22 protein-coding genes are annotated in these 25035 nt (G+C 58.9%); 10 read left to right on the forward strand and 12 right to left on the reverse strand.

Annotated features, from left to right (window positions below):
* Nucleotides 1-72: 72 nt before the first annotated feature.
* Nucleotides 73-621, reverse strand: a complete 549-nt coding sequence (locus AC2FLO_RS08705; protein ID WP_496752647.1) for an NYN domain-containing protein — start codon at nt 619-621, stop codon at nt 73-75.
* A 132-nt stretch (nt 622-753) separates the two neighbouring features.
* Complete coding sequence (locus AC2FLO_RS08710) at nt 754-1380, reverse strand: DnaJ domain-containing protein (protein WP_267365905.1); 627 nt, start codon at nt 1378-1380, stop codon at nt 754-756.
* Between the two features lie 106 nt (nt 1381-1486).
* On the opposite strand from AC2FLO_RS08710, the gene AC2FLO_RS08715 reads away from it, so the two are divergent.
* On the forward strand, nt 1487-1741 hold the full coding sequence (locus AC2FLO_RS08715; protein WP_267365906.1) for a BolA family protein: 255 nt from the start codon (nt 1487-1489) through the stop codon (nt 1739-1741).
* A gap of 9 nt (nt 1742-1750) precedes the next feature.
* Here AC2FLO_RS08715 and AC2FLO_RS08720 read toward each other — a convergent pair whose 3' ends face one another.
* The 7 genes from AC2FLO_RS08720 to pepN form a co-directional block, all read right to left on the reverse strand.
* Nucleotides 1751-2827: a PLP-dependent cysteine synthase family protein gene (locus AC2FLO_RS08720; RefSeq protein ID WP_496752644.1), complete on the reverse strand. Its 1077-nt coding sequence runs from the start codon at nt 2825-2827 to the stop codon at nt 1751-1753.
* A 161-nt stretch (nt 2828-2988) separates the two neighbouring features.
* Complete coding sequence (locus AC2FLO_RS08725) at nt 2989-3420, reverse strand: DUF4177 domain-containing protein (RefSeq protein ID WP_496752642.1); 432 nt, start codon at nt 3418-3420, stop codon at nt 2989-2991.
* An 80-nt stretch (nt 3421-3500) separates the two neighbouring features.
* Nucleotides 3501-4757 (reverse strand): peptidase T, encoded by a 1257-nt coding sequence (gene pepT, locus AC2FLO_RS08730; protein WP_496752640.1) that lies wholly within the window; start codon nt 4755-4757, stop codon nt 3501-3503.
* Nucleotides 4758-4904: 147 nt separating this feature from the next.
* Nucleotides 4905-6416 (reverse strand): Asp-tRNA(Asn)/Glu-tRNA(Gln) amidotransferase subunit GatB, encoded by a 1512-nt coding sequence (gene gatB / locus AC2FLO_RS08735; protein ID WP_496752639.1) that lies wholly within the window; start codon nt 6414-6416, stop codon nt 4905-4907.
* Between the two features lie 81 nt (nt 6417-6497).
* Nucleotides 6498-7757 (reverse strand): hypothetical protein, encoded by a 1260-nt coding sequence (locus AC2FLO_RS08740; protein ID WP_496752637.1) that lies wholly within the window; start codon nt 7755-7757, stop codon nt 6498-6500.
* 129 nt (nt 7758-7886) lie between these two features.
* Nucleotides 7887-8315, reverse strand: coding sequence for a hypothetical protein (locus tag AC2FLO_RS08745; protein WP_267364279.1), 429 nt, complete (start codon nt 8313-8315; stop codon nt 7887-7889).
* Nucleotides 8312-10864 carry an aminopeptidase N gene (gene pepN, locus AC2FLO_RS08750; RefSeq protein WP_496752635.1) on the reverse strand — a complete coding sequence of 851 codons (2553 nt, stop codon included), beginning with the start codon at nt 10862-10864 and terminating at the stop codon, nt 8312-8314. The genes AC2FLO_RS08745 and pepN overlap by 4 nt, the downstream gene beginning before the upstream one ends.
* Nucleotides 10865-11071: 207 nt before the next feature.
* On the opposite strand from pepN, the gene AC2FLO_RS08755 reads away from it, so the two are divergent.
* The 3 genes from AC2FLO_RS08755 (at nt 11072) to AC2FLO_RS08765 (ending at nt 14692) form a co-directional block, all read left to right on the forward strand.
* Entirely contained in the window at nt 11072-13207 is a 2136-nt protein-coding gene (locus tag AC2FLO_RS08755) for a malate synthase G (protein ID WP_496752634.1), read from the forward strand.
* A gap of 57 nt (nt 13208-13264) precedes the next feature.
* The gene (locus AC2FLO_RS08760; RefSeq protein ID WP_480481817.1) at nt 13265-13690 is read left to right on the forward strand and encodes a GlcG/HbpS family heme-binding protein; all 426 of its coding nucleotides are present in this window, start codon (nt 13265-13267) and stop codon (nt 13688-13690) included.
* A gap of 222 nt (nt 13691-13912) precedes the next feature.
* Nucleotides 13913-14692, forward strand: a complete 780-nt coding sequence (locus AC2FLO_RS08765) for a gamma-glutamyl-gamma-aminobutyrate hydrolase family protein (protein WP_267364284.1) — start codon at nt 13913-13915, stop codon at nt 14690-14692.
* 59 nt (nt 14693-14751) lie between these two features.
* Here AC2FLO_RS08765 and AC2FLO_RS08770 read toward each other — a convergent pair whose 3' ends face one another.
* Nucleotides 14752-16992, reverse strand: coding sequence for a xanthine dehydrogenase family protein molybdopterin-binding subunit (locus AC2FLO_RS08770; RefSeq protein ID WP_496752632.1), 2241 nt, complete (start codon nt 16990-16992; stop codon nt 14752-14754).
* A 3-nt stretch (nt 16993-16995) separates the two neighbouring features.
* On the reverse strand, nt 16996-17460 hold the full coding sequence (locus tag AC2FLO_RS08775) for a (2Fe-2S)-binding protein (RefSeq protein WP_480583107.1): 465 nt from the start codon (nt 17458-17460) through the stop codon (nt 16996-16998).
* 98 nt (nt 17461-17558) lie between these two features.
* Between AC2FLO_RS08775 and AC2FLO_RS08780 the strand changes: the two genes are divergently transcribed.
* Nucleotides 17559-18137, forward strand: a complete 579-nt coding sequence (locus AC2FLO_RS08780; protein WP_496752630.1) for a TetR/AcrR family transcriptional regulator — start codon at nt 17559-17561, stop codon at nt 18135-18137.
* On the opposite strand, the gene kynU is transcribed toward AC2FLO_RS08780, so the two are convergent.
* The gene (kynU, locus tag AC2FLO_RS08785; RefSeq protein ID WP_480583112.1) at nt 18130-19323 is read right to left on the reverse strand and encodes a kynureninase; all 1194 of its coding nucleotides are present in this window, start codon (nt 19321-19323) and stop codon (nt 18130-18132) included. The genes AC2FLO_RS08780 and kynU overlap by 8 nt on opposite strands.
* Nucleotides 19324-19495: 172 nt before the next feature.
* Between kynU and AC2FLO_RS08790 the strand changes: the two genes are divergently transcribed.
* From AC2FLO_RS08790 to AC2FLO_RS08810, 5 genes are all read left to right on the forward strand, one after another.
* Nucleotides 19496-19945 (forward strand): methyltransferase family protein, encoded by a 450-nt coding sequence (locus AC2FLO_RS08790; protein WP_496752628.1) that lies wholly within the window; start codon nt 19496-19498, stop codon nt 19943-19945.
* 129 nt (nt 19946-20074) lie between these two features.
* Nucleotides 20075-21646, forward strand: coding sequence for a Re/Si-specific NAD(P)(+) transhydrogenase subunit alpha (locus tag AC2FLO_RS08795; RefSeq protein WP_267364292.1), 1572 nt, complete (start codon nt 20075-20077; stop codon nt 21644-21646).
* Nucleotides 21647-21659: 13 nt separating this feature from the next.
* The gene (locus AC2FLO_RS08800) at nt 21660-23114 is read left to right on the forward strand and encodes an NAD(P)(+) transhydrogenase (Re/Si-specific) subunit beta (RefSeq protein ID WP_496752626.1); all 1455 of its coding nucleotides are present in this window, start codon (nt 21660-21662) and stop codon (nt 23112-23114) included.
* 155 nt (nt 23115-23269) lie between these two features.
* The gene (locus AC2FLO_RS08805) at nt 23270-23626 is read left to right on the forward strand and encodes a VOC family protein (protein ID WP_496752624.1); all 357 of its coding nucleotides are present in this window, start codon (nt 23270-23272) and stop codon (nt 23624-23626) included.
* A gap of 109 nt (nt 23627-23735) precedes the next feature.
* On the forward strand, nt 23736-25013 hold the full coding sequence (locus AC2FLO_RS08810) for a DUF3422 family protein (protein WP_496752623.1): 1278 nt from the start codon (nt 23736-23738) through the stop codon (nt 25011-25013).
* Nucleotides 25014-25035 lie beyond the last annotated feature (22 nt).

Below are 25035 nucleotides of genomic sequence, written 5' to 3' on the forward strand. Positions count from 1 at the left end.
GGCAGGGGCCCGTCGGTATCACTCCTGAACGCTACGAAACCCGGATCGTTGCGTAAAGCTGTGGACGCGTGGTCAAAGCGAAAACCAAAGCTCGTCCTTGCGAAAACCACCTTTCACAAGGCGATCCGCTTTCAACACATCCGGAAACTCGTCCTCCCAGTCACGGAACCTGTCATTTGTCACGATACGCGCCCTGCTGTCCCGCGCCGCCTGCAAGATCAATGGGTCTGCCGGCGTGCCTTTGGGCGCAACCATGACCCGCTTGGCCCGCAAGCCCAGGGCGCGGCTCAGCGCCCGGTCGTTCATGTATTCCCCTTCAACCTTGTACCCGACATTCGCATCGAACACGACGCCCGGTTTGAACCCGGCTTGCTTCAGACTGGCCAGAACCTGCCGCAACGTCGCCAGATCCGGGGCGCCGTCTTTCCAGTGCATCACGTTCGAACCGTCCACGATGATCCACGTGCTGGCCCTGCGCCAGTCGAACCATGCCCGGATCAGAAGGATCGTACTGGCGAACACACAAAGCAGGGACAAAAGGAACAGCCAGTCCATCTCGGTTGGATAGAACTGCGCCACGACCAGCCCGCAAAGCGAGGCAAGCAACAGTAAGAAAGGCATACGCACAGTGGATGCTCCGGGAAAAGCTCTGGTTCTATTCCCTGCCACTATCGCGGGAATTGAAACAGGTTTCCAGACAGCATCCTCACAATCGTTTCAAACTGTGTAAACAACTGGCGATTGAAGGCGGCCTTACTTGAAATTCCGGCTGTCCTTGATCTGGTCCCAGGCCCAGACGACCTCTTGCAACTGCTCTTCCTGCGACCGGTCGCCGCCGTTCATGTCCGGGTGCAACACCTTGATCAGCTTCTTGTACGCTTTGCGCACTTCGGTCTTTGACCAGCTGTCATTGGCCTCCAGAATCTCGATCGCGCGGCGTTCAGTAGGGGGCAGGCGACGTCCACCACCACCCGAGGTGCGCCCCTTGTTCTGCGTGCTGTTGGCGCCCAGAACCTGATGCGGGTCCTCAATGCCCAGACGGGCCCAGGCGCGCGCCTCCGGGTCTCCCATCGGCTTGGTCTCACGTTCCCAAACCTTGTCCTTCGAGCGTTGCGCGTTCAGCTCGGCCTCGGTGGTGCCGTCGAAGAAATTCCATTTCTGGTTATACTCGCGCACGTGCTGCTGGCAGAACCAGAAATAGTCATCCAGCACATCCGGTGCCTTGGGAGCGCGGAACTTGCCCGGCTCGTCACACCCGTCGTGATCGCAGATCCGGACCGAGGTCTCGGACGCGCCCGACATGCCCCGGCGCCCACGCGGGTTCTTTTTCTTGGCGCTGGAAACGGACATATCGAATCCGAAGGGGTCTGATTTCGCCATGCTCTATCCTCACGAACGCATCTTTTCGACTCGGAGGCAGCAGTTTAGTCTAAGCAGCCGAAAGTAGAAGAGGGGAGCGGCAAAAATTTTGCCGCTGAGCAAAAAAATGAGCGTGACCGACGAAATCCGAACCTGCCTGCAAGCCGCCTTTGACCCGCATGAACTTGACGTGATCGATGACAGCGAAAGCCATCGCGGCCATGCAGGCCACAGGGAAGGCGGCGAAAGCCATTTCAACGTCCGCATCCGCGCCGCCGCATTCGCCGGTCAATCCCGTGTCGCCCGCCACCGGGCCGTGCACAAGGCGCTGGGCGACATCGTGCCCCGCATCCACGCGCTGGCCCTGGATATCGGAACCTGACGCTGCGCCCTATTCTGCGCTCATCTGCGCGGATGGGGTCGAGGCCGAGATCGCATATTCCTCATCCGTCATGACGTCTTCGATCCCCTCGAACAGAGGCGTCGACAGGTAACGCTCGCCCGTATCCGGCAGCATCACCAGCATGACCGATCCCGGCGCTGCGGTTTCGGCCAGTTTCATCGCCACCGCAAAGGTCGACCCGCCCGAGATCCCGGTGAATATCCCCTCTTCCGAGGCAAGGCGGCGCGACCACTCAATCCCTTGCGGCCCTGGAATAGGGACCAGCTGGTCGTAATAGGAATTGTCGATGGCTTCCTGAAGGACCCATGGAATGAAATCCGGTGTCCAACCCTGAATCGGGTGCGGCTCGAAATTGGGGTGGCTTTCGGTGGGCTGGTGATCGTCGTTGCGCGTATTCACATAGCCTGACGACACGATGGCGGCATTAGCCGGTTCGGTCAGGATGATTTTCGTATCGGGCCGCTCTTTGCGCAACATGCGTGACACTCCGGCGACCGTGCCGCCGGTGCCATAGCCCGTCACCCAGTAATCCAGCTGCTTGCCTTCGAAATCCGCAAGGATTTCCCGCGCGGTCGTATTCTCGTGAATATCGGCATTGGCGGCAGTCTCGAACTGGCTGGCCAGAAACCACCCGTTTTCCTCGGCCAGTTCCTTGGCCTTGGTATACATGCCGAACCCCTTTTGTGCCTTGGGGGTCAGAACAACCTTCGCGCCCAGAAAGCGCATCAGCTTGCGCCGCTCGACCGAAAAGCTTTCGGCCATCGTCACGACCAGCGGATATCCCTTGGCCGCACAGACCATGGCAAGCCCGATCCCGGTATTGCCCGACGTCGCCTCGACAACCGTCTGGCCGGGTTTCAGCCGCCCATCCCGTTCTGCCGCCTCGATGATGTTTAGCGCCAGCCTGTCCTTGACCGACCCCGCCGGATTGAACGCTTCGAACTTCACATAAACGGTCACATGTTCCGGCGCGATCCGGTTGACCCGGATACAGGGCGTATCGCCGACTGTATCAAGGATGCTGTCATACAGGCGTGCCCGCCCCTGTGTCCGCCGAATACCCATTTCAAAGTCCCTCCCGGTTGTCCGGCTAACATGCCACAGATTTCGCTGGGTTGATAAGCACATATCGCGCCCGCAGCGCCAAACCTGCCCGCAGGACAGCTGCTCAATCTCCGGTCGACAGCGTGTTTCAGGTGTGACCGCGGGTCAAACCTTGATCCGTCTCAGGCGTCTTTCTTGTCGCCCGCGGTATCCGTATCCTGGTCAACCTGTTCCCGGCTTTTCAACGACAAGGGCGGCTCATTCGCGTCTTCCGAAATTGGTTTCGGCGCGGCCACCACACCGGGGCCGCGGATCGGTTGGGCCAACGGGGTGTCGTCAAACTCGGGCACGTCTCCGATCACCGACGCATCGACTTCCTCGGCCACGACCCGCCGAAACACCAGCACATTGCGCCAGTTTGTGGTCGATCCGGTCAGGCCCGAGCGTTCCTCGCTGGGCAGCAGCTCGGCGCGCTGGTATTCCCAGCCGTCCTGCGCCATCTGGTTCAGAACCTGTTCGACCGAGACCGCAAAGCGGCCCTCGGCCGTTTTCACGCCCTTGGCTTTCACGCCCTTTTGCGGCGCGGGGACGACCTTGTATTCAAAAAGCTGCATCAAGTGTTCCTAAATACCTGTTCGCGCCAACTTACCACGCTGACCCCCGGGTGAAAGAGCCGTCGCCCGACCGGCGGTTATCAGCCCTGATTATTGCCGCCAGCCTGTGCCGCCTTGGTCACAACCGACAGACACAGCTCGGTCGCCACTGCCATGTCCTGTACCGAAATCCACTCCAGCGGCCCGTGAATGCACTGCATTCCGGTGAACAGGTTGGGGCAGGGGGTACCGAACTCGGTCAGGCGCGACCCGTCGGTGCCGCCGCGGATCGGCACCGACAGCGGCTCGATCCCCAGCTCGCGACAGGCGTCACGCGCCAGATCAACCGGTGTCATGTCGTTTTCCAGCCAATAGCGCATGTTCCGGTATTGGTGGCTGATGTCGCAGGTGATGGTCGCACGCGGTTCCGTGGCCTGCACCGCGGCACAGACCTGCCGTACGATGTCACGTTGCGCCTCAAGTCCCTCCATCTCGAAATCGCGCAGGATCAGCTTGATTTCCATCTCGGACGATCCACCGCTCATGTCGGTGACATGAATGAACCCGTCGCGGCCATCGGTTGTTTCGGGTGTCATGGTGGCCTGCGGCAAGGTCTGCACGATCTTCGCCGCCAGATGGGCTGCGTTCACCATCTTGTCCTTGGCCAGTCCGGGGTGGATTGATACCCCCTCGATCCGGATCACGGCACGGTCGGCCGAAAAGCTTTCATATTCGATCTCGCCCACTTCGGCACCGTCCAGAGTATAGGCGAAATCCGCCCCCAGATCCTTGGGCAGCTGTTCGGTAACGCCGCGCCCGATCTCTTCATCCGGGGTAAAGGCAATGCGGATAGGCCCGTGCGGGATATCCGGGTTTTCGATCAGATGCCGGGCCACAGTCATCAGGATCGACACCCCGGCCTTGTCATCCGCGCCCAGCAGGGTGGTGCCCGATGCCGTGATCAGATCATGTCCGATCTTTTCGGCCAGATAGGGGTTTTCGTCCGGGGACAGCACCAGATCCGGGTCGTCCGGAAATGAAATGTCGCCACCGTTGTACCCCTTGATCACCCGCGGCTTGACGCCCGTTGCATTGAACTGGGGGGCCGTATCCACATGCGCCAGAAAGCCTACCGTCGGGCCGGGTGCGGTGCCGGGGATGGTCGCGATGACCACGCTGTCACCTGTCAGCGTCACATCGCTGGCGCCGATCTCGGTCAGTTCCTGCTTCAGCAGGTTCAGCATGTCGAACTGTATCTGTGTGCTCGGCGTGGTCGCCGAGGTCTCGTCGCTCTGACTGCTGATCGCCGCGTAACGCACCAGCCGATCTTCGAGTTCCTGATCAAATCTGTTCTGCATGATACCTCACCTCTCTGGGTCGGAAGAAAGGGTGCAATCACAGGCGAAGTCAAGCCGATGAGCTGACCCCATTTCTTAAGAAATCGTGGAAATCTCATTGTACAAACCTGACAGTTGCCACTGGCAGGCTTGTACAAATTGTAAGGTTCAGGAACTCAGCTTCTTGCTGACCAAATCGTTAACGGCCTTCGGGTTGGCCTTGCCGCCGGTCGCTTTCATCACCTGACCCACGAACCACCCCGCCAGTTTCGGGTTCACCTTGGCCTTCTCGACCTGTGCCGGATTGGCCGCGATGATCTCGTCCAAAGCGGCCTCGATCGCGCCGGTGTCGGTGACCTGTTTCATTCCGCGATCCTCGACGATCTGCGCCGGATCACCGCCTTCGGTATAGACGATTTCAAACAGGTCCTTGGCGATCTTGCCCGAGATAGCATCAGAGGAAATCAGGTCGATGATCCCACCCAGCTGCGCCGGTGATACGGGCGACTCGGTGATGTCGTGGTCTTCTTTCTTCAGACGACCGAACAGTTCGTTGATCACCCAGTTTGCGGCCAGCTTGCCATTGCGACCCTGCGCGACCTCTTCGAAATAGGCCGCCGATTCCACTTCGGCAGTCAGCACCGAAGCGTCATAGTCGGTCAGGCCGAACTTACTGATAAAGCGCGCTTTTTTGTCGTCAGGCAGCTCTGGCAGATGGGCGGCGATATCGTCCACCCATGCCTGCTCGATCTCCAGCGGCAGCAGGTCGGGATCGGGGAAATAGCGGTAATCATGCGCTTCTTCCTTGGACCGCATCGACCGGGTTTCGCCCTTGTCCGGATCATACAGGCGGGTTTCCTGCTCGACCTTGCCACCGGCTTCGACGATGGCGATCTGGCGGCGGGCCTCGACCTCAATGGCCTGCTGGATGAACCGCATCGAGTTCATGTTCTTGATCTCGCAACGGGTGCCCAGATGCGAAAAGTCCTGTGTTTCCTGATATTTTTCATAAGCACCCGGCAAACAGATCGAGACGTTCACATCCGCCCGCAGGTTGCCGTTCTGCATGTTGCCGTCGCAGGTGCCCAAATAGCGCATGATCTGGCGCAGCTTGGCGATATAGGCTGCGGCCTCTTCCGGGCCGCGAATATCAGGGCGGCTGACGATCTCCATCAGGCAGACACCGGTCCGGTTCAGATCGACAAAAGACATGTGCGGGTCCATGTCGTGGATCGATTTGCCGGCGTCCTGCTCCATGTGGATACGTTCAATCCGCACCATGCGCGCAGTGCCGTCACCCATCTCGACCAGAACCTCGCCTTCGCCCACAATGGGATGATAAAGCTGGGAAATCTGGTAACCTTGCGGCAGATCAGGGTAGAAATAGTTCTTGCGGTCAAAGGCCGATTTCAGATTGATACCCGCCTTCAGGCCCAGCCCGGTGCGCACCGCCTGTTCCACGCAGAACTCGTTGATCACCGGCAGCATTCCCGGCATCGCCGCATCCACGAAAGCCACGTTCGAGTTCGGCTCGGCCCCGAATTTGGTGGACGCGCCCGAGAACAGCTTGGCATTGGATGAGACCTGCGCATGCACCTCCATCCCGATTACCAGTTCCCAATCGTGCTTGGCCCCGGCAATGGTTTTGGGTTTGGGCATTTCGTATGTCAGGTCGAGCATGGCGCGCCTCATTTCCGCAGAAGTCTAAGCCTGCGTATTAGGCCCGGCAGGGCCTAGGGGCAAGGGGGAATCCTGACGCGTTCAGTTCTTGGAAAACTGCAGACCGGACGGTGTGAAGGTCACATCCTTGCCGCTGCGCAGTTCGTCCCGGAACAAATCCGAGATGGCGCGCAGTGCGTCGCGCTGACCTCGCGCAGCAAACCGCTCGGGCGAGTTGATGCGGACCGAGTTGTTGAACCCGTTGGCGGCATGGGCCCAGATCAGGGGGTGAAGCTCGGTCAGGTGATCGCGGATCAGCCAGTTTGCGGTGTCGCGCATCTGAGCGCGGACATTGTCTGCCTTTTCGTTCAGCCCGTGACCATTCTGAATGGTGATTGCACAATAGGCCGACAACATATTGATCATCTGCTGGTCAGGGCGCAGACCGACGATATCGCGCAATCCTTCAAGGAAATACTTGACATCGACCTGCGCGCAGGCCTCTTCGTCCAAAGCGATGGCATCGAATTGCACCCACGTATATCCACCAGCGCCCCAGATATCCTGTGTCCGGACGGCATTGCGCAATGCCTGCAATTCCAGTTCTGCGTAGCTGCCGAACCACCGGGGCAAAAGATGGCTGCCCATCGCGCGCATGTGACGCTGATTGCGCGGATCCAGCGTGATCAGACGCTCGTACTCATCGGCAACGCGGGCGTTTGATTTGCGCTGCCCGGCCAACAGGGCACAACCGGCGGCCGCAATCAGAGGGCTGTCCGGTGCACCCGCCTTGCATTTGGGCAGGATAGCAGCGGCCCGGTCGAAATGAGCGGCACAGCGCGACCTGTGCAAGGGTGGAAGGGTCGTGTCCGCGGCATTCCCGCGCCAGGCCCAGGCCAGGTCGATATGGGCCAGCGCCACAACGGCAGCGATCATCGGATCACCAGGATTGTCTGACAACTCGCCTTCCAGTTCCGAAATGCCGCCCAACAAATCGTAATCGGATATGGCCTTGCCGTCCGACAGCGCATGTTCCGCAGCCAGAACCACGTCAGATCTGGCCCCGAACGCCAAAAGATCGGCAATCGGCATACCATCCGATACGGCGGCACGATCCTGATCCGCTGCACGCATTTCATCGGACAACTCGGTCCAGCGATCCTGTCTGGCCAGATAGCGCCCATGTTCGATTGTGGAATGTCCAATCAGATTGTCGCAATTCGACGTTGCAACAGGAATGTTGAGCTGCCCATGTTCAGGCAGGGCAGCGGCCAGCGCAGATTTCGTTGCGCACAGATCTTCTGAGGCGTCCGTGGGATTGGATATGGGCTGGGCAAACAGCGCCCTTAACGACCGAAACATGGTAAAACTCAAAACTGTAAAAACACTTAACTGAGTCTGAAGTCTGGCGAGGTATCAGGCTCCATTCAAGTAATTTGCTTAATAAACTTTGTTTTTTGTGTCCAATGCGCCCTTAGATCACGCAGTGTTTCAGAAAACAGTGAAATGATGACGGTTTACGCGAAAACCTGCCTGTTTCAGAATGGTTTCCAGATCCCGATGCGGCGGCAGAGACTCATCTGGCAGCCGGATTCGTTTCCCGGATTTCAGGACGATGGATACGCGAACGGAAAAGTCCCACCGGGTGTCAAAACGGAAATGGTCGATATCCCGCATCGGGATATCTCCCTTACGATTGCCGGTGAACCAGCGCACCGCATCCCGGTCCAGATGCACGCCAGCGCTGGTATTCTGGATCACGTCCCAGATTGCGGGGAGAGTGGCAAGAGACAGCAGGCCAACAACCCACCAAGCCGCGTCGAACAGGATGACCAGCGCCAGCAGGGCCGCGTAGACACTGGCCAGAATGACCAGTGTTCGTGTGTTCCGGTTGCGGCGGGTAAAGCTGTAGGGTGTCATGCGCCGAGGATGCGGGATACCATTTCCGTCGTGTCGCGCGACAGGTTCGGTGTTTCTGCAATGCGAGAAAGCTGCGCGCGCATCTGGCCCTGACGCTCGGCGTCGTACCGTTTCCAGGTCTGAAAAGCTGAACACATCCGTGCCGTGGTTTGCGGGTTCACAGGATCAAGGCGGATCAGCCAATCGGCCAGCAGGCTGTACCCGGCACCATCCGGCTGGTGGAACCCTGCGTGGTTCATCGCCAAGGCCCCCATGACAGTGCGGAACCGGTTCGGGTTCTTCCAGTTGAAATCGGGATGCCCGGTCAATGCCTTTGCCGTTTCCGGTGTCGCCTCGGGGGCGGCCATGGTCACCTGCAAGCCAAACCATTTGTCCATGACCAGCCGGTCATGATGCCATTGGTCATAGAAGGCGGTCAGCTGGGCCTCGCCCTTGCGGGCGCGCAACAGGCAGGACAGGGCTGTCAGTTGCAGGGTCATGTTATCCGCTTTGGTATATACAGCGGCCGCCATTGCCCCTCCGTCCAGACGAGAGGTCAGCGCCAATGCCGCGCTGCCAAGGGCGCGTTTGCCGGATTGCTCCGCATCCGGGCTGTAGGGGCCATCCACCAACGCCTCGCTGTGCAGTCGGGGCAGCAGATCCTGCACGTGCTGTGCCGTGGCCTGCCGCAGCGTTTCGACCGCCGACCAGATTGCCATCGGATCGGGCGTCTGGCCGCGTTCATGCAACGCCGCAGCCAGTTCGGATTGCGTCGGCAGCCCAAGCATCAAGGCGCGATAGGCCGGGTCCAGCGTGTCGTCGCGCAGCACGGCCAGCAGCCCGTCATTGTAATCGGCGTCCGGGGTTGCCTCGTCCAAGATCATCCGCAGCAAGGTGTTTTGCGCCAGCGATCTGCCAGCCTGCCAGCGGTTGAACGGATCTGTGTCATGCGCCAGCAGAAACGCGCGTTCGGCGTTTGACTGATCGTGTTCCAGAATGACCGGTGCCGAGAAATCGCGCAGGATCGAGGCTGTGGGCCTTGTCGCAAGCCCGGTGAACTGAAAACTCTGCTCGGCCTCTGTCAGTTCCAGCACTTCGGTCGCGCGGACCTCATCCCCGTTTGACCCCAGCAGGCCAACGGCGACTGGGATCACCTGGGGCAGCTTCTCTGCCTGACCCGGTGTGGGATCGGTGCGCTGTTTCAGCGTCAGGGTATAGGTCCCGTCGGCCCAATCTTCAGATACGGTCAAACGCGGTGTGCCCGACTGGCTGTACCAGCGTTTGAACTGGGTCAGGTCGCGGCCCGTGGTGTCTTCGAACACTTTCAGCCAATCCTCGATCGTGCAGGCCTGCCCGTCATGGCGGTCAAAATAGAGGTCCAGCGCCTTTGCATAGGCCTCATCCCCGACCAGCCGTTTTAGCATGCCAATGACTTCGGCACCTTTTTCGTAAACGGTGGCCGTGTAGAAATTGTTGATCTCCTGAAAGCTTTCGGGCCGGACCGGGTGCGAGAGCGGGCCGTTATCCTCGGGGAATTGCCGCGCGCGCAGGTCGATGGCGTCGTGAATGCGTTTCACAAGGCCCGAGCGCATGTCGGATGTGAACTGTGCATCGCGGAAGACGGTCAGACCTTCTTTCAGACACAGCTGGAACCAGTCGCGGCAGGTGATGCGGTTGCCTGTCCAGTTGTGGAAATACTCATGCGCGATGATCGCCTCGATCCGTTCGAAATTGGCATCGGTCGAGGTTTCAGGACTGGCCAGAACAGCCGAAGAGTTAAAGATGTTCAGCCCCTTGTTTTCCATCGCGCCCATGTTGAAGTCATCGACGGCGACGATGTTGAAGACGTCCAGATCGTATTCCCGGCCATAGACATCTTCGTCCCATTTCATGGACTTCTTCAGCGCCTCCATACCGAAGGCGCACTTGCCTTCATCCCCCGGACGCACCCACAGGTTCAACTCAACATCCCGGCCTGATCTGGTGGTGAACCGATCAGGATGGGCCACAAGTTCCCCAGCGACAAGCGCAAACAGATAGGCAGGCTTGGGCCACGGGTCGGTCCATTCGGCCCATCCTTCGCCCTTGCCCGAGGGGTTGCCGTTCGACAGAAGAACCGGCAGGTCGCCATTGATACGCACGGTAAAGGTGGACATGACATCGGGGCGATCCGGATAATATGTGATCTTGCGGAAACCTTCCGCCTCGCACTGGGTGCAATACATGCCGTTCGACATATAAAGCCCCTCCAACGCCGTGTTGTTGCCCGGATCGATCTCAACTTCGGCTTCCCAGAGGAACGGGGTGTCGGGAACATGGACGGTCAGGCCCTTGTCCGTGACATCAGGCGAAACTTCGGTTCCGTTGATGGACGCGCGGATCAGGTTCAGATCCTCGCCGTGCAGAAAAAAGGTGCGATCGGTCGCGTCGGGGTTTGGACGAATCGCGATACGCGACGTGACTCGAGTGGCATGTGCAGACAGATCGAAGGTCAGGTGCACGCTGTCCAGCAGATAACCAAACGGAGTGTAGTCTTTCAGGAAGATCGTGGTGGGGGCAGCGTCGCGCATGGGGGCCTCGCATCGGTTCGTGTCTGGCGCGACGTTAGGGGCATCGTTCCAGAGCTGCAACTGGCCCCCGCCATTCCCTTGATGTTTTTGAAACAGCTTCCGTTCGATCCGAATAACCCAAACGCTAAGTCGAAAGTTGCCTATCGGAAACTTTCGGCCTAAGTCACTTACGCATACAATGGCACACAATCGCAGGAGAGCAGGAAGATGAGTGGCAGACAAACCCTGAGCGGGCTGCAGATCGATCCAATACTGGCAGAGTTTATCGAGACGCAGGCATTGCCGGGTACGGGTGTGTCGGCACAGGATTTCTGGGCGGGTCTGGCGCGACTGGTGTCTGAACTGGGGCCGAAGAACCGCGCGCTTCTGGCCAAGCGGGCCGAGATACAAGGGCACATCGATGGCTGGCATATTGCGCGCAAGGGTCAGAGCAATGATCCCACTGACTATCAGGCTTTTCTAAAGGAAATTGGTTATCTGGTCGAGGAAGGCGACGGGTTTCAGATCGACACGACGCATGTCGACCCCGAGATTGCGCTGACGCCGGGTCCGCAGCTGGTTGTGCCGATAACCAACGCGCGCTTTGCGCTGAACGCGGCGAATGCGCGATGGGGCAGCCTGTATGATGCGCTTTATGGCACCGATGCGATAGGCGATCTGCCAACAGGCGGTGGGTATGATGCGGCGCGCGGTGCACGGGTGATTGCATGGGCGAAAGCTTTTCTGGATGACGCTGTTCCTCTGGCTGGTGGGTCTTGGGTCGACGTGTCGGGACTGCATGTCGAAGAAGGTGTTCTTTCCCCAGCACTGGCAAACCCTGCTCAATTTGTTGGTTTCGGTGGCGCGGCAGACAAGCCGGATTTTGTGCTTCTGAAAAACAATGGCCTGCATATTCAGATCATGATCGATCCGACTGGCGCTATCGGTGCCACTGATCGCGCAGGTATCGCCGATGTCCGGCTGGAATCCGCCCTTTCAACGATTATGGACTGCGAGGACTCGGTCGCTTGTGTTGATGCGGCAGACAAGGTCGTGGCCTATGGCAACTGGCTGGGCCTGATGAAGGGCGATCTGACCGAAGACGTCACCAAGGGCGACACCAAATTTACCCGCAAACTGGTAGAAGATCTGACCTTCACCACACCGACAGGTGAGCAGGCGACCCTGAAAGGTCGTTCGCTGATGCTGGTGCGGAATGTCGGCCACTTGATGACGAACCCGGCCGTTCTGGACGCCGAAGGGCGCGAGATAGGCGAGGGGCTGATGGACGCGCTCTGCACCACTCTGATCGCAATGCATGACCTGCAACGGGATGGGGGTAACTCGGTCGAAGGGTCGGTCTACGTGGTGAAGCCCAAGATGCACGGTCCGGAAGAGGTTGCCTTTGCGGTTGAGATTTTCGACATGGTCGAAGACATCCTTGGCCTGCCGCGCAACACCGTGAAGCTGGGCATCATGGATGAGGAACGCCGTACCTCGGTCAACCTCAAAGAATGTATCCGCGCCGCGAAGTCGCGCGTCGCCTTCATCAATACCGGTTTCCTAGATCGCACGGGGGATGAGATTCATACCTCGATGGAGGCTGGGCCGATGCTGCCCAAGGGCGAGATCAAGAACACGCCCTGGATTGCGTCTTATGAAGACCGAAATGTCGATATCGGTTTGGCCTGCGGCCTGAAAGGCAAGGCGCAGATCGGCAAAGGCATGTGGGCGATGCCGGACCGGATGGGCGATATGCTGGAGCAAAAGATTAGCCATCCGCAATCTGGCGCCACCTGCGCCTGGGTGCCGTCGCCCACAGCTGCGACGCTGCACGCCACACATTACCACAAGGTCAACGTACTGGCCCGTCAGGACGAGATCGCAGCGGCGGGTGCCCGAGGTACGCTTTACGATTTGCTGACCATTCCCCTGCTAGGGGGCCGCAATCTTGGTGACGCGGAAATCTCGCGCGAGGTCGAGAATAATGCACAAGGCATTCTGGGCTATGTAGTGCGTTGGGTCGATCAGGGCGTGGGATGTTCCAAAGTCCCCGACATCAACGACATCGGGTTGATGGAAGACCGTGCGACCTGCCGGATTTCGTCTCAGGCGCTGGCCAATTGGTTGCATCACGGCATTGTCGACGAAGCGCAGGTGATGGCTGCGATGCAGAAAATGGCGGCTGTCGTGGATCGCCAGAATGCAAGTGATCCGGGTTATGTCCCGATGGCGCCGGGCTTTAACGGAATTGCATTTCAGGCGGCTTGTGACCTTGTGTTCAAAGGCCGTGTGCAGCCCTCGGGCTACACCGAGCCGGTCCTGCACGCGCGCCGTCTGGAATTGAAGGCGGCCACAGCGTAATACAAAGGGGGCGATCCGTCCCCTTTCTTCTTTCGACATGCAGACACAGGAATGCACATGGAAGTTTCCCTTCGCAAAGCCCGCACCATTATCCGCAAAGCGCTTGAGAAAGGCCGCGAGATGGAGCTGAAGCCACTTTCGGTGGTTGTTCTGGACGCAGGCGGCCACGTCATCGCGTTCGAGCGTGAGGATGATGCAGCACCGGGCCGCTTTGCGATCGCGCATGGCAAGGCATATGGCTCTGTCATGCTGGGCATGGCGGGCACGGCACAGATGCAACGGGCCGAGGCGCAAGCCTACTTTATGGCGGCGGTAAACGGAGTGTATGGCGGGCAGGTCGTACCAGTTCCGGGCGGGGTCTTGCTGCGGGGTCGAAAAGGGGACGTGATCGGTGCCGTAGGGGTGACCGGCGACACGTCAGAAAACGATGCTGCCGTTGCGATGGCGGGAATTGAGGCCGCCGGGTTGGACGGCGAGATTTAAGTCCGACCATTGAGAGCATCTCCGTCAAAGCAATGACTTGGCGCATGTTTCCGACTTGAAGTTTTAGGCGGGGAAAACGAGCCGTGACTTGACTGATCGCGGGGGGGTATTTGTGCACCCCTGAACACGTCCCTGCGCTGTCACGCAGGAGGTGTATTCTTGCACGACTGTGAAGCTGCGGTTAGCTTCCTTTTCAAGGGGATGAATAACAAGGAAAGCGGAATGTCTCGACCCGTTGTTGGTATTATCGGCAACTCATACCTCATGAACGATCAATACCCGACCCATGCAGGGGGGACGATGAATTCGGACGCTGTGGCGAACGTATCGGGATGTTTGCCGCTGCTGATCCCCGCCGATCCCCGTTATGTGTCGGTTGAGGAGTTGCTGGAAGTTTGCGACGGCTTTCTTCTGACCGGCGGTCGCCCCAATGTGCATCCCGAAGAATATGGTGAACCTGCAACCGAGGCGCATGGAGAGTTTGACCGCGCGCGTGACGCGATCACCCTGCCGCTGGTTCGGGCCTGTGTGGAACGGGGTCAGCCGTTTCTGGGCATATGCCGCGGATTTCAAGAGGTCAACGTGGCCATGGGCGGAACACTCTATCCGGAAATTCGCGATCTGCCGGGGCGGATGAACCACCGGATGCCGCCCGATGGTACACTTGAGGAAAAATTTGCGCTGCGCCACGTGGTGAAACTGACGGAAAACGGTGTGTTCCACGACTTGTTTGGTGCGCAGGAGGTCATGACAAACACGCTGCACGGGCAGGGGATCAAGTGCATCGGACAGCGTGTGGTGATCGATGGGCATGCGCCGGATGGAACGCCCGAGGCGATCTACATCAAGGACGCGCCCGGATTTACGCTGTCCGTGCAATGGCATCCCGAATGGGATGCGATCAACGACCCGGTTTCACGCCCCTTGTTCGAAGCCTTCGGCATGGCTGTGCGGGGATGGGCGGCGGGGATTGCCTGTCAGGCAGTTCAGAAAACAGCCTGACTTGGGCACCGGACCGTGCGGGCGCGCGACGGACCGGTGCAGGGGAAGGTAAATGGCAATCAGACCAGCAGGTTGAACTGATTGACCAGCGGCAGGCTGCGCGCGCGTTTTCCCGTCAAATCAAACAGGGCGTTGCCCAGTGCGGGCATCGAGGGGGGCGTGCCGGGCTCACCAGCGCCGCCCATATGGCGGTTGGTTTCCAGAACGCGCACCTCGACTTGTGGCGCAGTATGCATACGAAGGGCGTCATAGTCGGGAAAGTTGAACTGCTCAACTTCCCCGTCGGTAAAGGTGATCGCGCCGAAACACGCGGCCGACAGGCCGTACATCATGCCGCCAAACATCTGTGCCTTGACGTTTTCCGGATCCAGCGCCAGCCCCATGTCGCAGGCGATCCAGGCCTTGTGGATGCGGATGGCACCGTCTTCGTCGACCACTTCGATAACCTGAGCCACCGGAGTGCCGAAGCTGTAGGTGAAGGCCACGCCACGGCCTACACCGTCAGGTGTTTTTCCGGTCCAGTTGGACATTTCCCTGACCGCCTCCAGACATCCTGCAGATGGGGCATGTTCGGTTCTCATCAGTTCTAGCCGGAAGTCCAGCGGGTCGCGCCCTGCGGCATGGGCCAATTCGTCCATGAAGGTCTCGTGGAAAAAGCCGTTGTGGCTGTTGCCGACCGAACGCCAGAAGCCCACCGGGACAGCCAGATCAGCGACGTGGCCGCTCATCCGGTAGTTTGGCACGGCGTAAGGCTGGTTGAAGAACCCTTCGACCAGCACTTTGTCGGGTCCGCCTCCGGGGAAGCCGGTGTAACGCTCGACCGCCTGTTGCGTGCAGGACTGCGCTGCAACCTTGCCGTCAATAAGAACGGCCTTGCCGTCCTGAACAGCGCCGCGCATCCGGGCGATGGCGCCGGGGCGGAAGTAGTCGTGACGCATGTCTTCTTCGCGGCTCCAAGTTGTCTGGACCGGTGTGCCAGGCATGGCCATGGCGACCTTGGTGGCGATTTCTCCGAAATCCAGTTCGCCCCGGCGGCCAAACCCACCCCCCAGATAGGTGGTGTGAATCTGAACAGCCTCAGTGTCCAGATTTGCGGTATTCGCAGCGCGAAAACGGATCAGCGTCGGGGCCTGATTGCCGCACCACAGTTCCAGAGCGTTTCCGGTATAGAGCGCGGTGGCATTCATCGGCTCCATCGTGGCGTGCGCCAGATAGGGCACTTGGTATTCGGCAGTGACCTCGGTTGCGCCATCCGGCGTCACGCTGACATCGCCTTCATCGCGCATGGTCGAGTTCGGCGCTTCGTCAAACGCCTCTGCAATCTTTGAGAATATGCCATCGGTATCAGGTGGATATGGCGCATCGCCCCAGTCGATCTCAACAGCCTCAACCGCCTGATTGGCCAGCCATGTGTTGTTCGCGATCACGGCAACACCTGTGCCCAGATCAACAACCTTTTCGACCCCGGGCATGGATATTGCACCACTGTCGTCAAAGCTGTTCATCGCGCCGCCCAGTTTGGGGTTCATGCGCACGGCAGCAAATTTCATACCGGGCAGGCGAACATCGATACCGAACTCGGCAGTGCCTGTCACTTTACCCACCATGTCCAGTCGCGGTTGTGTCCGTCCCAGATAACGCCATTCGGACGGGTCTCGCAAAGGTACCTCGACGGGTTCCAGTCCGGCCGCTTCCACTGCAAGATCGGTATAAGCGATCTTGTCACCGTTTGGCGTGATGACATGGCATGATGATGTTTTCAAGTCCGAGGGGTCGATACCCAACCGATCAGCGGCGGCGCGTTTCAGCGTTTCACGGGCCGAAGCACCGGCTTGCCGCATCCTCTCGAACCCGTCCTTCATCGAGGTGGAGCCGCCTGTGACTTGCAGGCTAAGGGCCTTGCCAAGAACCCCCAGTGCTTCACCTAAGTTGTGCTGGAAGTCCGAGATGTCGTAGCCCTTGTTTGGCAGTCCCTCGCCCATCATGGCTGAGTTGTAATAGGCGGCGGCTGCCGGACCATGCAGAACGGTGATCTGATCCAGATCGACATCCAGTTCTTCGGCGATCAGCGCGGCCCACGTGGTTTTCACGCCCTGTCCCATCTCGGCACGGGGCGCGAACAGGGTGATGCCATTCTGATCGATCAGTACGAAGGGGTTCAGGGCCGCTTCACCCTCTTTCGGTTTCAGCGGGTTGGGGGCAGGGCGGGTGACATAATACGCGCCAAAGGCGACGCCACCGACGATCGCGGCCGAGCCGATCAGGAACGTGCGGCGGATAATTTTGCCAACAGAAGCCATCTCTTACGCCTCCTTCAACTTGGAGGCTGCGTCGTGGATCGCGGCCCGGATGCGGGGGTAGGTGCCACAGCGGCACAGGTTTCCCTGCATCGCCTCATCGATCTCTGCGTCCGTGGGCGCAGGGTTTTCCGCAAGCAGGGCAGCGGCCTGCATGATCTGGCCCGACTGGCAATAGCCACATTGCGCCACCTGATGGTCAGCCCAGGATTTCTGGATCGTAGCCAGTGCTTCTGGCGTGCCGACGCCTTCGATTGTGGTCACGTCACCCCAGACATCCGACAGCGCCACTTGGCACGAACGTACCGCCTCGCCATCGATATGAACCGTACAGGCGCCGCAAGCGGCGACGCCACAGCCAAACTTGGTGCCGGTCAGGCCAACCTCATCCCTCAGAACCCAAAGCAGGGGGACATCATCTGGCAGGTCGATCTGATGAGGGGTTCCGTTAATCTTCAGGGCCGTCGCCATGGCGCACCTTTTGTAACTGTGGCAGGTTCTGACATAATGGTTGCAAAGTGTCAGTCTGTCAATTGACAAATTAAACAAAAAATGTCAGAGATTTGCGCATGAAAGATACGAGTGACGAATCCCGGCAGAAAGCGATCCTAGCATCTGCTTTTCAGGCCTTTTCCGCATACGGGTTCCGCAAGACCTCGATGGATGACATTGCGCGCGGTGCGGGGATGTCACGGCCAGCGGTTTATCTGTATTACAGGAACAAGGAAGCGATCGTTCGCAAGCTGACCGAACGGCATTACGAGGAAAAGACCGCAGCGGTGGCCGAGGCGCTGAACGGTAAAGGCTCGGTTTCGGACATTGCCAGAAAGGCGATCCACGCCCAGACCGAGGGCATGGCTGCGGTTTTGGCGTCGCCGCATGGGCTTGAGATGCTGGACACGACCAAATCCATGGCCATCGATATTGTTGAGCGGGGCGAAGGTGAACTAACCGCGCTTTATGCCGAATGGCTGAGGCGAGAGCAGGGTGCTGGCCGCGTTCGTCTGTTCGACACGCCTGAAGAAACGGCGAAAACACTTACGGTCACGCTGAAGGGGATCAAGCTGACTGCGTCAGACGCCGAGGAATTTGAAAGGCGCACCAACCAGTTGGCGGCCCTGATCGGGGCCGGGCTGGAAATCAGGTAACGCGCTGCCGGGTTTTGTACTCGGGCGTGTCCCAAAGCTTGTTCTGCATGACATCCGCCAGAATCCCGACTGCACGCTCGACATCGCTTTCATCGATATACAGCGGCGTGAAACCAAACCGCATTGTGTCAGGTGCGCGGAAATCTCCGACGACACCACGCGCGATCAGCGCTTGCATCGCGGCATAGCCTTCCTTGAAGCGGAATGAAACCTGACTGCCACGCTGCTCGGGCGCGCGCGGACTGTCCAATTGCAAGTCTGGGCAGGTCGCCTCGACCTGACGAATGAAAAGCTCGGTCAATTCAATGGATTTGGCGCGCACATCCGCCATGTCGGCCATATCCCAGATGTCCATGGCCGCCGACAGCGCGGTCATTTGGATGATCGGAGGTGTTCCCACGCGCATACGCTCAATCCCGCGTCCGGGGCGATAGTCCAGGTCAAAGGCAAAGGGCGCTTCGTGCCCCAGCCAGCCGGACAGGGCCGGGCGCACACTATCTGCAAGTCGGGGCGCAACATAAATGAACGCGGGCGCACCAGGGCCGCCATTGAGGTATTTATAAGTACACCCGACTGCGAAATCTGCATTGCACCCTGCAAGGTCAACGGGGATGGCCCCTGCGGAATGCGCCAGATCCCAAACCGTCACGACTCCGTTGGCGTGGGCCAGTTCCGTCAGTGCCTTCATGTCGTGCATCCGGCCCGTGCGATAATCCACTTCGGTCAGCATCAGGACTGCGACTTCTTCGGTGATTGCATCTGCGACGTCCTGCGGGTCGACGACGCGCAGTTCGTATGGGCTCCCGAGGGATCGCAGCAGGCCATCGACCATGTACAGGTCTGACGGAAAGTTCCCATTGTCGGAAAGCACAACCTTGCGGGCCGGGTTCAGTTCAAGGGCAGAGGACACGGCCTGATAAACCTTGATCGACAGGGTATCGCCGGTCACGACGCTGCCTGGCTCGGCTCCGATCAGGCGGCCAATTCGATCTCCAAGCCCTGTGGGAAGGCCCATCCAACCGGCTTTGTTCCAGCCGGTGATCAGCATTTGCCCCCATTCCTCGGTCAGCATGTTCTGCACACGAGACGCAGCCGTTTTAGGCAGCGGGCCCAAAGAGTTGCCGTCCAGATAAATCACGCCCTCGGGCAGGTCGAACATGGCTTTGGTTGCTACAAAATCGGTCATGAAGGCTCACTCACTTGTGTGGTCGTCTTTTGTTGCATTTGGGGTAGCCGATCCTGACATGTCTGTCTATCGATGCGACATACTGGTCTTTTGCCAATCTGGCCGAAAAACGGTAGGACGTCGGTCAGAAGCGACATATACCCGACACCGTCGTCGTTCATGAGGGCTTAGAATGCGCTGGATAGATGTACCGCCAGTTTGGTTGATCGCTTTTGCGGTGCTGGCATGGGCACAAGCCAGATACATGGCGCTGGGCCTGTCACTTGAGAACGGCCTGACCGACCTTCTCAGTGGAGTTCTGATCGGCGGTGGCGTTCTGATGGCCATTCTGGCCATTGTCGAGTTTCGCCGCCACAAAACAACCGTCATTCCCCATGAGACACCGACCGCGATGGTGCAAACGGGCATCTACAAACGCAGTCGAAACCCGATCTACGTCGGGGACGTACTGATTCTTGCGGGTTTGATTCTGCGGTTTGACGCCGTGTTGTCACTGGTTTTGGTTCCGGTCTTCGTCTGGGTGCTAGAGCGCCGGTTTATCCTGCCGGAAGAAGACCGCCTGCGCCGGCAGTTCCGCACGGATTTCGCACGCTATGAACGCAAGACGCGGCGTTGGATCTAAGGTGGCTGATTTTGTGATGTCACGTAAAAAATGCTGCGCTTGCGAAATAATGTTGCGCAGGATACATCTTTGCTTAACAAAGAATACCGACCACCCGCTCGGACAGAGTAAAAATTAGGGGGACTGCCAGTGAAGATAGGCACGCCAAAGGAAATACTGGACGGTGAGAACCGGGTTGCAATGACGCCCGACTCGGCCGTGCAATTGCAGAAACTGGGCTATGAGTGCCTGATCGAGAAAGGCGCGGGCGCGGCTGCCGGTTTTTCGGATGCCGCATACGAGGCCGTAGGCGTTGAGGTGGTCAAGACCGCAGCGTCGCTGTGGAAGACCGCGGATATCATTGCCAAGGTTCGTATCCCGACTGAGGCCGAACTGAAACGGTTGACCAAGGGCAAGACCCTGATTTCGTTCTTCAATCCTGCGGGCAACGAAGAAGGAATGGAACTGGCCAAATCCAAGGGCGCCAACGTGATCGCCATGGAGATGGTGCCACGCATCTCGCGCGCGCAGAAGATGGACGCGCTGTCGTCGATGGCAAATATCGCAGGCTATCGCGCCGTGATCGAAGCAGGCAACAACTTTGGCCGTTTCTTCACCGGTCAGGTGACCGCCGCCGGTAAAGTTCCTCCTGCCAAGGTGCTGATCGTTGGGGCCGGTGTGGCCGGTCTGGCCGCAATCGGGACGTCCACGTCGCTGGGCGCGATCACCTACGCGTTCGACGTGCGCCCTGAAGTGGCCGAACAGGTCGAATCGATGGGGGCTGAGTTCGTCTATCTGGACTTCGAGGAAGAGCAGCAGGACGGCGCGGCCACAGGCGGGTATGCCTCGGTCCAGTCGGAAGAATTCCGCAACGCGCAGCTGGCCAAGTTCCGCGAACTTGCACCCGAGATGGACATTGTTATCACCACCGCCCTGATCCCCAACCGTCCGGCGCCCAAGCTGTGGCTCGAGGATATGGTCAAGGCGATGAAGCCGGGTTCGGTCATCATCGACCTTGCAGCCGAGCGTGGCGGTAACGTCGAAGGCACCGTGCCGGATGAGAAAGTTGTCACCAACAATGGCGTGACCATAATCGGTTATACCGACTTCCCCAGCCGGATGGCGGCACAATCCTCGTCGCTTTATGCCACCAACATCCGTCACATGATGACAGACCTGACGCCCGAAAAGGACGGTCAGATCAATCACAACATGGAAGACGATGTGATCCGCGGCGCGACCGTGACGCATGAAGGTGAAATCACCTTTCCGCCACCGCCGCCCAAGATTCAGGCGATTGCGGCGCAGAAAAAGCCCGAGGTCAAGGAACTGACCCCGGAAGAGAAAAAGGCGCAGGAGATTGCGGCCTTCAAGGCACAGACCAAGCAGCAGTTTACATTGTTGGGTGTTGGTGGCGCGCTGATGCTGCTGGTGGGGCTGGTTGCCCCGGCCAGCTTCATGCAGCATTTCATCGTCTTCGTGCTGGCCATATTCGTGGGCTTCCAGGTGATCTGGAATGTCTCGCACAGCCTGCATACGCCGCTGATGGCGATCACCAACGCGATCTCGTCGATCATCATCGTTGGGGCCTTGATGCAGATCGGATCGGGGTCGTTCCTGGTCATTCTGCTGGCGGCACTGTCCGTCTTCATGGCCGGGATCAACATCTTCGGCGGCTTCCTCGTAACCCGGCGCATGCTCGCCATGTTCCAGAAATCTTAAGGAGGCCGGGCACATGGAATTTGGCTTCACCACTGCCGCCTACGTCGTTGCGGCTGTTCTGTTCATCCTTTCCCTTGGCGGGTTGTCGAACCAGGAAAGCGCCAAGCGCGCGGTCTGGTACGGCATCGTCGGTATGGCGCTGGCGGTCTTTGCCACGCTGGTTGGCCCCGGTTCGGGGCTGTGGCTGCTGTCGATCCTGCTGATCATTGGCGGCGGTCTGATCGGTCAATACGTGGCGCAGCGCGTCCAGATGACCGAGATGCCGCAGCTGGTCGCCGCGATGCATTCACTGGTCGGTCTGGCGGCTGTGTTCGTCGGCTTCAACGCGCATTTTGAAATCGGCAACGTGGCACAAGTCATGGCAATTGTGGATACGGCGAAAGAGGCGGATCTGCATGATCTGGGCACCTTTGCCAAACTGATCGCCAAGAAGACGCCGGCCGAACTGGCAATCCTGCATGTGGAACTGTTCCTTGGCATCTTTATTGGTGCGATCACCTTTACCGGCTCGGTCGTGGCCTATGGCAAGTTGGCGGGTAAGTTGACTTCGGCGGCGACCAAGCTGCCCGGTGGTCATGCGCTGAACGCGGCGGCAGCGGGTCTCTCGCTGATCTGTCTGATCTGGTACACTGCGTCTGGCGGGCTGTTGCCGCTGATCCTGATGACCCTGGCGGCGCTGTTCATCGGTTATCATCTGATCATGGGCATCGGTGGCGCGGACATGCCGGTGGTTGTGTCGATGCTGAACAGCTATTCGGGCTGGGCCGCCGCGGCGATTGGTTTCTCGCTTGGCAATGACCTGCTGATCGTGGTCGGTGCGCTGGTGGGCTCGTCGGGTGCGATCCTGTCCTACATCATGTGCAAGGCGATGAACCGTCACTTTGTCAGCGTGATCCTGGGCGGATTTGGCGGCACTTCTGGTCCGCAGATGGAAGTTGAAGGCGAGCAGGTGGCCATCGAGGCGGATGGCGTTGCTGCTGCCCTGAACGATGCCGACAGCGTGATCATCATCCCCGGCTATGGGATGGCGGTTGCGCAGGCACAGCAATCGGTCAGTGAACTGGTCCGTAAGCTGCGCGCCAAGGGTAAAGAGGTACGTTTTGCGATCCACCCGGTCGCGGGTCGTTTGCCGGGCCATATGAACGTGCTGCTGGCCGAGGCGAAGGTGCCCTATGACATCGTTCTGGAAATGGACGAGATCAATGACGACTTCCAGGATACGGATGTGGCCATCGTTATCGGCTCGAACGACATCGTGAACCCTGCGGCGCAGGAAGATCCCAACAGCCCCATTGCCGGTATGCCGGTTCTGGAATGCTGGAAGGCCAAGCAGGTCTTCGTGTCAAAACGTGGTCAGGGTACGGGGTATTCGGGTATCGAAAACCCGCTGTTCTTCAAGGAAAATACCCGCATGTTCTATGGCGACGCCAAAGCATCGCTGGACAAGCTGCTGCCGATGATCGAGTGATTAACCGGTTTGATCCAATTGCTAAGGGCGCCTTTGGGCGCCCTTTTCTTTTTTTGTGCTGTTGGGGGCTTTGCCCCCAAACCCCCAGGATATTTATGCCCAGATGAAGCAGGCGGGTTGTGATATACTCGATGCACGTGTGGTAGGAGCGAAACATGCAGAAAGTGAACGGTATTGGGGGCGTATTCTTTCGGGCCAGTGATCCCGAGGCATTGAGCCGTTGGTACGAAGAACATCTGGGCGTAAACCACTATGATCCGGTGCCCTGGAAGCAGCGCGAAGGGTATACGGTGTTTGCGCCGTTCGCGCAGGACACCGAGTATTTCGGAAACCCGGATCAGCAATGGATGATCAATTTTCGGGTCGACGATCTGGGCGCGATGATACAGCAGCTTGAAGCTGCCGGAATCGCTGTTGAGACCCGCCCCGACTGGGACAGTGAGATCGGAAAGTTCGCGCGACTTCATGATCCGGAAGGAAATTCGATCGAGCTGTGGCAGCCAAATCAATGAGATAGTCGGTTTGTATACCTTTGTATTCGTGTAAGTATATGAAATAAAATAACAATTGATGTCTCCGAGTTGTGACGTATAGTGCGGACACCGCTATCGGAGCCTCGGAATGACGCCAATCGATGATCACCCGCTGCGCTATGCGCTGGCCAATGAACTTCATGCCCGCCCGTTTCCGGCCGCCGATACGCCGTGCACGGTCGCCTTTCTTGCGATTAAGAAGCCTGAAGCAGCCGTCGCTCGGGACCGCAGTCAGGATATTGCGCATCTGATCGATCTGCTTGACCGACATGGGGCGCAACATCCGCAGCCGGGGGCCACGCATTATGCCGGGCAGATAGGACGCCATTGGCTGAAATGGGAGCAGCACACAGAGTTTGTCACCTATACGGCGATTGTGCCGAACGTCAGCGGCCGTCCCTTCAACCCGGCTGATTTCGAAGTGTTTCCCCCAGATTGGCTGATGGCCAGCCCGGGCCAGAGGATCACGTCGCTGCTGATGCGGGTGGTGCCGCGCCCGGAAGATGTGGCTGTAAAGGTCGCTCTGGCTGATTGGTTCGAACCTGAAAGTCTGGCGGTGTCGCGGGTGTTGGATGCTTCGGCGATTTGCGCCAGTGATTTCCGCATCGACCCGGCTGGTCACATGCGTTTTGCCCTGTTCGTGACCGAAGGCACGGGCACGCGCCGCACAGGGCGTATTATCCAGCGGCTGTGCGAGATCGAGACATACAAGGCGATGTCGATGCTTGGCTTTGCCCGCGTCAAACAATTGGCCCCCCGGATCGAGGAACTGGACGCCCAGCTGGCGAAGCTGATGGTTGAAATGACGGATGACACCACACCACCAGAAGCGCTGTTACCTCAATTGCTGGCCACATCGACCGAGCTCGAGACCATTTCGGCCCGCAGTTCGTTCCGATTTGGGGCAACCGGCGCTTACGAGGCGCTGGTGAACCAGCGGATCGATGTCCTGCGCGAGGAAAGGTTCGAAGGCGGCCAAAGCTTTGCCGATTTCATGATGCGCCGTTATGACCCTGCGATCCGTACCGTGAAATCAACCGAACGCCGCCTGCAGGCGCTGTCTGACCGGGCCATCCGTGCGGGTGAGTTGTTGCGCACAAGGGTGGACGTCGAGCGGAGTGCACAAAATCAGGCCCTGTTGGAAAGCATGGATCGTCGGGCCGATCTTGCCTTGCGCTTGCAACACACGGTCGAGGGGCTTTCTGTAGTGGCCATCAGTTATTACGCGGTCTCACTTGTTGGCTATCTTCTGTATCCGTTGACGGCCACCGGTATAAGCAAGGGAATGCTGACGGCGGCGGCGACGATCCCGGTTGTAGCGGGCGTATGGTTCGCCGTTCGGCGTATCCGCAAACGCCTGGGTTAAGCCGCAATTGCCAATTTGCGCC

This window comes from Ruegeria sp. TASC047, from assembly GCF_059612445.1.